General features: G+C 57.6%; 13 protein-coding genes, 1 tRNA gene and 1 riboswitch. Of the genes, 8 read left to right on the top strand and 6 right to left on the bottom strand.

Annotation, left to right across the window (positions count from 1 at the left end):
* Positions 1-223 precede the first annotated feature (223 nt).
* From Q0526_RS16235 to Q0526_RS16225, 3 genes are read right to left on the bottom strand one after another with little or no spacing between them, the layout of a single operon-like run.
* The gene (locus Q0526_RS16235; RefSeq protein WP_298735894.1) at positions 224-1,135 is read right to left on the bottom strand and encodes a DMT family transporter; all 912 of its coding nucleotides are present in this window, start codon (positions 1,133-1,135) and stop codon (positions 224-226) included.
* The gene (locus tag Q0526_RS16230; RefSeq protein ID WP_298735892.1) at positions 1,128-1,790 is read right to left on the bottom strand and encodes an HAD family hydrolase; all 663 of its coding nucleotides are present in this window, start codon (positions 1,788-1,790) and stop codon (positions 1,128-1,130) included. Before Q0526_RS16230 ends, Q0526_RS16235 begins: the two co-directional genes overlap by 8 nt.
* Positions 1,791-1,806: 16 nt before the next feature.
* A complete protein-coding gene (locus tag Q0526_RS16225; protein WP_366522133.1) occupies positions 1,807-2,310 on the bottom strand; it encodes a QueT transporter family protein in 504 nt (167 codons plus the stop codon).
* A 106-nt stretch (positions 2,311-2,416) separates the two neighbouring features.
* Positions 2,417-2,512, bottom strand: a riboswitch (PreQ1-III riboswitch).
* 124 nt (positions 2,513-2,636) lie between these two features.
* Here Q0526_RS16225 and Q0526_RS16220 point away from each other — a divergent pair.
* Both Q0526_RS16220 and Q0526_RS16215 read left to right on the top strand, forming a co-directional pair.
* Positions 2,637-2,720: transfer RNA gene (locus Q0526_RS16220), tRNA-Leu, on the top strand.
* A gap of 425 nt (positions 2,721-3,145) precedes the next feature.
* Positions 3,146-3,367 (top strand): DUF378 domain-containing protein, encoded by a 222-nt coding sequence (locus Q0526_RS16215; protein ID WP_298735888.1) that lies wholly within the window; start codon positions 3,146-3,148, stop codon positions 3,365-3,367.
* A gap of 31 nt (positions 3,368-3,398) precedes the next feature.
* On the opposite strand, the gene Q0526_RS16210 is transcribed toward Q0526_RS16215, so the two are convergent.
* Complete coding sequence (locus tag Q0526_RS16210; protein ID WP_298735885.1) at positions 3,399-4,562, bottom strand: FtsW/RodA/SpoVE family cell cycle protein; 1,164 nt, start codon at positions 4,560-4,562, stop codon at positions 3,399-3,401.
* 136 nt (positions 4,563-4,698) lie between these two features.
* Between Q0526_RS16210 and tsaE the strand changes: the two genes are divergently transcribed.
* From tsaE to upp, 4 genes are all read left to right on the top strand, one after another.
* Entirely contained in the window at positions 4,699-5,112 is a 414-nt protein-coding gene (gene tsaE / locus Q0526_RS16205) for a tRNA (adenosine(37)-N6)-threonylcarbamoyltransferase complex ATPase subunit type 1 TsaE (protein ID WP_298735883.1), read from the top strand.
* Between the two features lie 51 nt (positions 5,113-5,163).
* The gene (gene tsaB / locus Q0526_RS16200; protein WP_298735881.1) at positions 5,164-5,877 is read left to right on the top strand and encodes a tRNA (adenosine(37)-N6)-threonylcarbamoyltransferase complex dimerization subunit type 1 TsaB; all 714 of its coding nucleotides are present in this window, start codon (positions 5,164-5,166) and stop codon (positions 5,875-5,877) included.
* Positions 5,867-6,319, top strand: a complete 453-nt coding sequence (gene rpiB, locus Q0526_RS16195) for a ribose 5-phosphate isomerase B (protein WP_298735878.1) — start codon at positions 5,867-5,869, stop codon at positions 6,317-6,319. The genes tsaB and rpiB overlap by 11 nt, the downstream gene beginning before the upstream one ends.
* Before the next feature lie 65 nt (positions 6,320-6,384).
* Positions 6,385-7,008 (top strand): uracil phosphoribosyltransferase, encoded by a 624-nt coding sequence (upp, locus tag Q0526_RS16190; protein ID WP_298735876.1) that lies wholly within the window; start codon positions 6,385-6,387, stop codon positions 7,006-7,008.
* A 62-nt stretch (positions 7,009-7,070) separates the two neighbouring features.
* On the opposite strand, the gene Q0526_RS16185 is transcribed toward upp, so the two are convergent.
* Positions 7,071-7,742: a Crp/Fnr family transcriptional regulator gene (locus tag Q0526_RS16185; RefSeq protein ID WP_298735874.1), complete on the bottom strand. Its 672-nt coding sequence runs from the start codon at positions 7,740-7,742 to the stop codon at positions 7,071-7,073.
* 91 nt (positions 7,743-7,833) lie between these two features.
* On the opposite strand from Q0526_RS16185, the gene Q0526_RS16180 reads away from it, so the two are divergent.
* The gene (locus Q0526_RS16180) at positions 7,834-8,559 is read left to right on the top strand and encodes a 4Fe-4S binding protein (RefSeq protein ID WP_298735872.1); all 726 of its coding nucleotides are present in this window, start codon (positions 7,834-7,836) and stop codon (positions 8,557-8,559) included.
* A gap of 81 nt (positions 8,560-8,640) precedes the next feature.
* Positions 8,641-9,402: a carboxymuconolactone decarboxylase family protein gene (locus tag Q0526_RS16175; protein ID WP_298735870.1), complete on the top strand. Its 762-nt coding sequence runs from the start codon at positions 8,641-8,643 to the stop codon at positions 9,400-9,402.
* A 66-nt stretch (positions 9,403-9,468) separates the two neighbouring features.
* Here the strand turns inward: Q0526_RS16175 and Q0526_RS16170 are convergent, their stop codons facing one another.
* Entirely contained in the window at positions 9,469-10,836 is a 1,368-nt protein-coding gene (locus tag Q0526_RS16170; RefSeq protein WP_298735868.1) for a PFL family protein, read from the bottom strand.
* Between the last annotated feature and the right edge of the window lie 60 nt (positions 10,837-10,896).

The raw sequence follows: 10,896 nt of genomic DNA, 5'->3' as shown, positions 1-10,896 counted from the left end.
TCAGCTTCTGCATCTCCGGCTCCAGCGCCAGCACTTTGTCCGCCAAAGGCTGGATCCGCTTAAGCTCTTTGTCCGAGAAGGTACCGAACAGTTTTTCAAAAAAAGACATAGGAAAACCCCTGTTTTTCCGCCGCTAAAGAGCGCGGCAATCTAGTATTACACACTCTACTATAATACACCCGCACAGGGGATGCTGTCAAACCTGTGCGGGTGTATTTCAAAATTAATTTACGGTTTTGTGGGGGGCGGGCAGGCTCAGCAGAATCAACATCACGAAGATGCATCCGAAGCCCAATGCGTCCCAGAGGGTGAAGGGGGAACCCAGCACCAAGGTGCTGATGATCGCAGCCGTGACCGGTTCGGCAAAGCTGTACAGGCTGGCGCGTTGGGGACCGCTGAGGGGGACACCGGACATATACAAGCTAAAGGCCAATACATTGCCTACGATGACCACCACCACGATGCCAAATACCCCCACAGCGCTGGGAACATAGCCCATGGACCAAGGGCGGAATACCAGATGGAAGAGCACACCGCCCATCAGGAATGCCCAACCTTGCAGCATAGGGGTGGGGTACTGGGCTTGCAGGTTTTTGGGCCACATGGTATAGATCACCACGGTGCAGGCGCAGACGATACCGGAAATCAGCGCAGCCGGGCTGATGGCCAGACTGGTCAGACTGCCGTGGGTGGTCAACAAAAAGACGCCCACCAAGGCCAACAGAATGGAGCACAGCTCAAACAGCCGTGGGGCCCGGCGCTGCTGCAGACACAGTACCAGCAAAATCAGCACAGGGGACAGGTCCTGCAAAATGGTGGCCACACCGGCGGTGGAAAGTTGGATGGTCAAGAAGTAGAGAAACTGGCAGCAACTGACACCAGCTACGCCGTAGATCAATAGGTCGAGGGTGTTGCGGGGGTTCTTCTTCACGTTCCATGGATCGAAGAGCTGTTTGCGGTTCTTGACAAAGTAAAAGCCGCAGAGCAGCAGACCGGCCAAGAACAGACGAATGGGGACCAACCAGGTGGAGTCCATATTCTCCCGCGTGAAAAGGTATTGGCCCATGCAGCCGGAAATTCCCCAGCATGCCGCGCCGCTCATCGTAAGAAGGGCACCTTTTACCCTGTCAGACATTGTCTCCTACACTCCTTAGAATAAAATCAGCCGCTTCCGGCAATCCCGGTACCACCACGGCACCGGTGCGATGCAGAATCTCGGGCGGTTGGTGGCCGCCGCTTTGCAGCACGCAGTGTACCCCCAAGGCTTGCGCCACCTCAAAGTCGTGGGTGGTATCGCCGATCATTACAGCCCGGCTGGGGTCAAACCCCGCTTCCTGTAAGTAGGCAAGACCTAGTGCCACCTTGCTTTTGGCATAGATATCGCCCAGCCCCAACAGGTGGTCAAAATAACGGGTGACATCCCGCTCTTCCACCTGCCGTTGCAGAGTGGTGATGGGGCTGGCCGACAGAATTACTTGATGCAGTCCTGCGGCAGAAAAGGCGTCCAGCGTTTGCTTGGCGCCGGACATCAGGGGGCAGGAGGCGCTGGCCGGGATGTAATCTTCCATAAAGCGGTTGGCCAGCGCATCAAAGCTGTGGCGGGAAAAATCAAACCCGGCCCGGACGTAGTATTCTTGTACGGGAAAACCAAAAATCACCCGGTACTGATCGCGGTCGTACCGCTGGGGATAGCCGTAGTGTGCCAATAGACGGTTGAGCGCGTCTACACAAAGGGCTACATCATCCAGCAGGGTACCATTCCAATCCCACAAAATCAGTTCCGGGCGCATATGAGGTTACCTCAGATTATTTTTCGGTGAAGATCTGTTTGAGCGCGGCGTTGGATTCGATGAGTTTGACCAGCGCCACACCCAACACGGTGCAGCTAACCAATTCGCCAATCCCCACCGAGATGCCATTGCTGACGCACAGCAACCACAGAGGGGCGCTCATGACGGTATAATCGGTGAAAAAGACGGTGATCTCGATGCCGACGATTACAGCATTAAAGAACACCGGCGGCAGAGAAGCCGGAATCGCCAGACCTTTGATGCGCAGATGGCGCAGGCGGTAGGTCACAAGGCAGGCCAGCAACGTTGCCAGCGTGCCGAAGACGACGTCGATAATGGTGGAGCCGAACAGATTGGCCAAAAAGCAGCCCAGTGTGACGCCCACGATGTATTCAGCCCCAAAGACGGGCAGCAGGCAGAGGGCTTCCGCCACACGGACCTGCACCGCGCCGTAGCTGAAGGGGGCCAATACCAGACAAAGCACCACATACACCGCAGCGATGACAGCACAGCGAACCATACGTCGAACCGAGGTGCGGCCTTCGGTGCGGGGCAGGGTAAAGCGGACGGCCAGATACGCTACCACAAGGGCAACGACGAACAAAATACCAATATACATACAAACACTCCGGCGGATAGATTTTGACCGCATGCCAGACCGCCAGCCTGACACCGGTTTGCGCCGTGCAAAGCACGACGGAGCCTAAAATCCTAAGTTGCTCAACAAAAAGTTATTATAGCAAAGCGACCTGGCGGTTACAAGGGGGGCGCAAAATAAAATTTGCGCAAATTGCCAAAACGGGCTTGACTTTCTTGGCTAAACAGATTATAATTCAAGAGTTACATGCCGGTGTGTTGGAATTGGCAGACGAGACGGACTCAAAATCCGTTGGTGGTGACACCGTGTGGGTTCGACCCCCACCACCGGCATACGAAATCCCCGGGAACTTCGGTTCCCGGGAATTTTTGTGTTGTAAAAAAGCGGGAAGGCGGTCCCCCCCTTTTTCTTTGAAGGGGACGATTGTCTTCCCGCAGAACGGATAACCGATGGTTTTCTATGACTGGGCGCCTTGCATCGGTCGAAGGCCGTTCAGCGTCCGGCGTGTCCAATTTTGCGCAGGAGCTTGGACAACAGAAGCAGGCAAAGACCGAACAGCCAGACCGACCAAACGGCATTGTCGGTAATGATCAGTCCGGCGCGGGAATAGGTACTGCCCTTGTCCCGCAGGGAATAGAAAGAGAAAGATCCAGTAAACAAAGTGGAATCGGGGCGTCGTTTGTACAGATAAGAATGGAATGCACACGCATAAATCCCTCCTTTAGGTGGCATACTGTCACCCAAAGGAGGGATTTTCATGTCCGTATTTAAAAAACTGTTGTTGTTGCTGGCTATTGTAGGCGGCATCAACTGGGTTATCTACGGCATCTGGGGGTTCAACGCCGTGGGGTGGTTGCTGGGCGGCAGCCTGAACTGGTTGGCCCGCACCGTCTTTATCGTGGTCGGTGTGGCAGCCCTCTGTCTGGTCCCCAGTCTTTTCATGGGCGAGGAGCCCCGGCCGGAGCCCCGTACCCATTGACCCTCGGCGGGCAGTAGCCCGCCTTACATAGTTACAGAATCGGTCCGGCGTCCAGACGGGAACTGCGGGCATGCATGCCCACGCTGAGCACCAATCCCACCGAGAAATAGACCATGACCACGCTGGACCCGCCGGCAGAGAAAAAGGGCAGTGTCACGCCGATGACCGGCAATACCTGAAGATTCATGCCCAGATTGATGACACATTGCACGAAGAGAGCGGCAAAGATGCCCACGCAGATATAACGGCCCAGAGCGTCGCTGCTTTGCATAGCGGTGCGCAGAGTGCGCATGCAGAGGGCAAAGAGCAGGATCAATACGGCGGCAGCGCCTACAAAGCCCAGCACGTTGGCCAGATAGGCGAAGATGAAATCGTTCCAAGCGTTGGGCACAAAAACGTGCTCGCCGCTAAAAAGCCCTTGCCCGGTCAGACCGCCGGTGCCAATGGCCATCGAACCCTTGTTTTGCTGGTAGGTAATATCGGACAAGGCTGGATCTTCCGGTGTCAGAATGGCCATGATGCGCTGGAATTGGTAACCCTTGAGCAGATTGGGCTTTAAAGCCAGCAGGGAAATGCCGCCCACCACACCGGCGGTCAGTACGCCGCCTACCAACCAGTGGGACAGCCCGCCTGCGTAGAGCATGATGAGGCCGATGCCCAAAAAGACCAGCGCGGTGCCGTCATCCCCCTGCAGGTGGATCAAAACCGGCGGAACGAGGATGTGGGCGAACAATAGGAGTAGATTTTTAGGCCGGTTGACCTGCCCCCGCAGTTGGCTCAGGTGAAGGGCCAATGTCAAGATAAAACTGATCTTGGCCAGTTCGGCAGGCTGAAAGGTCATACCGCCCACACGGTACCAACTGTAATTGGAGGTGCCGCCGGCGTCATAGCCGATGGTGAGTACACCGGCGTCGACATTATGGAAAAAGAGGGTGGGCAGTACCAACCCCCATGCCACGGTGGCGTGCAGCGGCCAAGCGCGGGCCAGTGCGCGGTAATCCACAGTGGAAAAGACGATGGCCAGCATCACGCCCAGCAAACTGGCAATGACCTGTACCGAGGCTTTGTTGTTGGAGCCTAGCTGATTGTACCCCAGCGAAACCAGTACCACAACACTGAGCGCCGAGCACAAAAGGCACAAAGCCAGATATAGCCCGTCAATACGGCGCAGATAACGGCGGATCAGTGGGTACATAGGTGAACTCCCTTCGGGTGGTTTCCCTTATTATAGCGCAAGAACGCGGGTTTGACCACGGCTGTGAATTAAATTTTACAAATCACCGAATGTGTACTATAATAAATACGAGTATGCAGCAAGGAGTATGACGGCTATGCAGGAATATACCACACATTCCCGGGAGGAAACGGTAGCCTTGGGGCGCACCTTCGCCCAAACGTTGCCGTCAGGGGCGCTGATCGCCTTTACCGGAGGACTGGGGGCGGGCAAAACCGCTTTTTGTCAGGGACTGGCGGAAGGACTGGGGTGTACCGACCCGGTGAGCAGCCCGACTTTTGCCATTGTCAATTACTATCGTGGTCCTCGGCCGTTGGCCCACTTCGACCTGTACCGCATCCATACCGAGGGGGATCTGGCGGCTGCCGGATTCTATGACTATCTGGATATGGGGGCGGTGGTAGCCTGCGAATGGAGCGAAAACTGTGCCGATTTGTTGGCGCAGGAACAGCCTATCCGCATTCATATCGAGCGAGTGGACGAAACGACCCGGCATATCACGATTGAATGAATACAAACTGGATACAAAAGTGGAAATATTACATAACGTATAGGTGATTGTATGAATATCTTAGCGGTGGATACAGCAGGCAAGACCGCATCGGTGGCGATCCTGCGGGATGACGTACTGCTGTATGAAACGCAGTGCAACAATGGCCTGACCCACAGCGAAACGCTGCTGCCTATGATCGATACGGCCCTGCGGACCTGCGGCATGACAGTGGCGGATCTGGATTTGCTGGGGGCAACCAATGGTCCAGGCAGTTTTACGGGGCTGCGCATTGGGTTGTCGGTCATCAAGGGGCTGGCGCTGCCGCGGCAGATCCCCTGTGCGCCGGTGTCCACGATGGCGGCACTGGCCTACGGTATGGCGGGGCAGGGCACCGTGATCGGTGCGCAGGATGCCCGCCGCGGGCAGGTCTATTGGGCGGCTTTTGACCTTGCCAGCCATGCACGGCTGACCCCTGATGCCGCCGAACCGGCTGCGGCGTTGGCGGAATTTGTGCAGAACTGTAAAAAACCGTTGTTTTTTGTTGGCGACGGCGCCGCTTTGTGTTACAATATCTATGGACAGGTGCAAGGTGTGGCTCCCTGCCCGGCCGCGCTGCAAGTGTTGCGTGGTGCTGGGGTAGCGCTGGCCGCCAAAGCCCTGTGGGAGAGCGGCGACTGTGTGCCGCCCGCCGCCCTGCTGCCGGACTACCACCGGCTGAGTCAGGCGGAGCGGGAACGCGCCGAGAGAGAAAAACAACAGGGGGAACAAACCAATGCAATTTGACAAACCCATCGCGCTGGCAGCCGATCACGGCGGCTATGAACTGAAAGAAGCCATCAAGGCCCATCTGGACGAGCTGGGGGTAGCGTATCAGGATTTTGGTACCGACTCCACCGCCAGTGTGGACTACCCGGATTTTGCCGCTGCGGGCTGCAAGGCTGTGCAGGACGGCCGTTGTGTGCTGGCCATTTTGTGCTGCGGTACCGGCGTGGGCATGTCGATGTGTGCCAATAAGATGCAGGGCATTCGTGCTTGCTGCTGCAGCGATACTTTTAGTGCGGAGTTCACCCGCCGCCACAACGATGCCAACGTGCTCTGCATGGGTGGCCGCGTGGTAGGGGCCGGGCTGGGCTGCCAGATCGTGGATGCCTTCCTCAATGCGACCTTCGAGGGCGGCCGCCACCAGAAGCGCATCGACAAGATGATGGCGCTGCAAAACCAGTAAACACTGTTTTTCCGGCCTGCCGACGCAGGCTGCCGATAAAAAATGTTTCATAAGGAGATTGTACCATGAGCGTTGTCGAGATCGTAGATCATCCCCTCATTCAGCACAAGATCAGCCTGTTGCGGGACCGTAACACCGGCACCAAGGAATTTCGTGATCTGGTGAGCGAGGTTGCCATGCTGCTTTGCTACGAGGCTACGCGGGATCTGCCCACCGAGGAAGTGGAAGTGGAGACCCCCATTGCACTGGCTCGCACCAAGGTGCTGGCCGGCCGCAAGCTGGCGCCCATTCTGCGCGCCGGTTTGGGTATGGTGGACGGCATGCTGTCCATGATCCCTGCTGCGAAGGTGGGCCACATTGGTTTGTACCGCAACGAAGAAACGCTGAAGCCCGTTGAGTATTACTGCAAACTGCCCAACGACATCAGCGAGCGGGAAGTCATCGTTCTGGATCCCATGCTGGCCACCGGTGGCAGCGCCTCCGATGCCATCACCCAGATCAAGAAGCGGGGCGCCAAGCACATCAAATTCATTGGCCTGCTGGCGGCTCCGGAAGGCATGAAGGCTTTGCATGAGGCCCATCCCGACGTGGACATCTACGTGGGCGCGCTGGACGAGAAGCTCAACGATCAGGGGTACATTGTGCCCGGCTTGGGCGATGCCGGCGACCGGATCTTCGGCACCAAATAATTCCTATCCCCAAAATACCAACCGGGGCGCAGGACATTTGCCTGCGCCCCGGTTTTTGCATCTTACAGCGAGAAATCTTCCGGTGCGGTATGCAGTTCTACTGTGCGCCGCCCCAGCGTCAGCAGTCCGTCCCGCTGCATCTGGGAAAGCGTACTGCTTAGCGCACTGCGATCCACCCCCAAAAAGTCTGCCAACTGCTGGCGGTCAAAGGGCAAACTAAACCGTAAGCTGCCATTTTTGACAGCCAGCGCTGAAAAGTAAGCCGTCACCCGCCCGCGAATGGTTTTGGGAGCGGTGTACAGATTGCGCCGGGCCAGACCTAGGTTTTTGCGCGCCGCAATGCGCAGTAGGTTCTGGGTCATCTGTTGGCGCCAGTTTTCCGGACCGGGTTGCAGCAGATGGGCAACGGAAAGAAAAAGTGCTTCTCCATCACTGGCAGCCGTTACATTCACCAGCAAAGGCTCCTGCGGCAGACAGGCGTAGGTCTCGGCAAAAAGGTCTCCTTCTTCGGCTTGCCCCAACAGTGTTTTATTTCCCCAGACATCCAGATGTTCAATGTGTACACAGCCGGAAAGTACCAACCCCATATGGGTCATCCGATGCCCGGCCTGCAGCAGCAATTCCTCTTTGGCAAAAGGGCGGCGCCGTGCCTCCAAAGCGGCCAAGATGGCCGGTAGCTGCTCCGATGGCAGGCCATGAAAGAGCGGAGTGTGGGGGAGTTCTTGAATTTCCATGGTTTCCCTCCCAAAATGTTGTTCCTACAACATACATAGTAAAGCCATTGTAGTAAACTAGCTGCATAAAGTCAATACGGAGGCATTTTTTATGAAACGACGCATCATTCAAATCGATGAGAAGAAGTGCAATGGCTGCGGCGCTTGTGCGGCGGCTTGCCACGAAGGCGCTATCGCCATGGTTGAAGGCAAGGCTCGTCTGATGCGGGACGATTACTGCGACGGGCTGGGGGATTGCCTGCCCACCTGTCCCACCGGCGCCATCACCTTTGTGGAACGAGAAGCTGCTCCCTACGATGAGGCGGCGGTACTGGCCGCCAAGCAGCGCAAAATGCAGGCGGCGGGCGGTTGCCCCGGCAGTGCGGCTCACACTTTGCGGGGGGGCTGTCCCGGCAGTCAGGCCAAGGTCCTTTCGGGCGCGGTGGAAGCACCTGCGGCTCCTACGGCGGCACCCAGCCGCCTGCGGCAGTGGCCGGTGCAGATCAAATTGGTGCCCATCGAAGCGCCCTTCTTTGACGGGGCCAAACTGCTCATCGCGGCGGACTGCACGGCCTACGCTTATGCGGCCTTCCACGAGCGGTTCATCCGCGGGCGTATCACGCTGGTGGGATGCCCCAAGCTGGACAGTGTGGATTACAGCGAAAAGCTGACCGAAATTCTGCGCCGCAACGATATTCGGGAAGTGACAGTGGTTCGGATGGAAGTGCCCTGCTGCGGCGGGCTGGAGCAGGCCGCGAAGCGCGCACTGCAGGCCAGCGGTAAGTTCCTGCCGTGGCAGGTGGTGACCATCTCCACCGACGGTCGGATCCTCGATTGATTTTGAAAAAACCTCTTGACTTCAAGTGCGCTTTAAGTGTTACCATGGACACAAAGCTACAAGGTCAGGAGGTTTTTTCTTATGGAAGATCGTATCGAACGCTGTGCGGAAAAATTTGGCATTCTGTTTGGCGCAGCCCCGGCGGGGGACGAGGGCACCGATCCTGAATTTATGAAGATTCTGCAGCGCTTTATCTTTGGGCAGGTATGCTATACCGGTGAGCTCAGTGATGAGGACCGGGAACTGGTCACCGTTGTGGTGTTGGCCGTCAACCAAACGCTGCCCCAGCTCAAAGCCCATGTGGGGGCGGCCCTCAACGCAGGCTGCACGCCCATTGAGATTCGGGAAGCAATCTATCAGTGTGCCCCCTTCATCGGTTTCCCCAAGACGCTCAATGCCATTGGGACGATGAATGAAGCCTTTACCGCCGCGGGGATTGCGCTGCCGCTTCCGGCACAAGGGACCGTAGGGGAGGCGGAGCGCTATGATGCCGGGTTGGCTGTACAGGCACCGCTTTACGGCAGCGAGATCGCGGACCGGTACAGTGATCTGCCGCCGGTGTATGCCGAAGCGATTCCCCGCTATCTTACCGAGTTTGCCTTCGGGGATTTTGCCACCCGCAACGGGTTGGACACCGCCCGGCGGGAACTGCTCAATCTGGTGGTTTTGGCTGCGTTGGGGGATGCGGAACTGCAAGTCAAAGCCCATGTGACGGGAGCCGAGAAAGCGGGCAACAGCCGGGAGCGGATTCTGGCTGCGCTGCTGCATGCTATGCCGTATATGGGAATGCCGCGGCTCTTCAATGCTCTGAACGCGGCACGGGCCGTTTGGGCAGAGGCTTGAGCGAAAAAGCCCCCACACATCCATACAAAAAAGAGCCTTTCCCGCAAGGGAAAGGCTCTTTTGGTATCAGTTTTTCAATGCCTGCATAGGGGCAGGGATGCGGCCACCGCGGTGGATCATAACGGCGGGGCTGTACTTGCTGATGGGCATGATCGGAGCATGACCCAGCAAGCCGCCAAAATCTAGCACGTCGCCGGCCTGATGACCGATGGCGGGGATGACGCGGACTGCTGTGGTCTTGCTGTTCACCATGCCGATGGCGGCTTCGTCGGCAATCAGGCCGCTGATGACCTCGGCAGGGGTATCGCCGGGGATTACCACCATGTCGATGCCCACCGAGCACACGGCAGTCATCGCTTCCAGTTTTTCCAGCGTCAGGCTGCCGCAGTTGGCGGCCTGAATCATGCCGTCGTCCTCCGATACCGGGATGAAGGCACCGGACAGACCACCTACATGGTTGGAGGCCATCACGCCGCCTTTTTTCACGGCGTCATTGAGCAAGGCCAGACAAGCGGTGGTGCCGCAGCAGCCGCAGCTTTCCAGACCCATCTCCTCCAAAATGTTGGCTACACTGTCGCCGATGGCCGGGGTGGGGGCCAGCGACAGGTCGATGATGCCGGCAGGCACACCCAGCCGTTCACTGGCCAGATTGGCTACCAGCTGACCCAGACGGGTGATCTTAAAGGCGGTACGTTTGACCAACTCGGCAACTTCGTCCATGGGGGCGTCTTTGGGCAGTTTGGCCAGTGCGGCGCGGACCGCACCGGGGCCGGAAACACCCACGTGGATCTCGCAGTCCGGCTCGCCGGGACCATGGAAAGCACCGGCCATGAAGGGGTTGTCCTCCGGCGCGTTGCAGAATACCACCAGTTTGGCATCGCCCATGCACATGTTGTCTTTGGTCAACTCGGCGGTTTGACGAACCACCTGCCCCATCAGACGGACGGCATCCATGTTGATGCCCGACTTGGTGGAACCTACGTTGACACTGGAGCAGACAATATCGGTTTCGGCCAAGGCACGGGGGATGGCTTCGATCAGGCGCTTATCGCCCGCAGAAAAGCCCTTATGGACCAGTGCGCCGAATCCGCCGATAAAGTTGACACCCACAGCCTTAGCGGCCCGGTCCAGCGCCTTGGCGTAAGCCACAGGGTCGGCGTCGGGTGCTGCGCCCAGCAGCATGGCGATGGGGGTGACGCTGATCCGCTTGTTGACGATGGGGACGCCGTACTCGGCACTAATACCATCTACCACCGGTACCAGATTGCCGGCCAGCCGCACGATCTTATTGTAGATCTTCTCACAGGCTTTGTCGCCGTCGGGGTCGATGCAGTCCAGCAGACTGATGCCCATGGTGACGGTGCGGACGTCCAGATTTTCGGCGGTCAGCATCTCAATGGTCTCGAGGATATCCCCGCTGTTTAAAATTCTCATAGATCCTGCTGCCTCCCGTCAGATGGTGTGCATGGCGTCGAAAACTTCCTGACGGGTCAT

The organism is uncultured Subdoligranulum sp., from assembly GCF_937890665.1.
The sequence above is the reverse complement of the archived record's forward strand: the minus strand, read 5'-3'. Positions and strand labels throughout refer to the sequence as shown.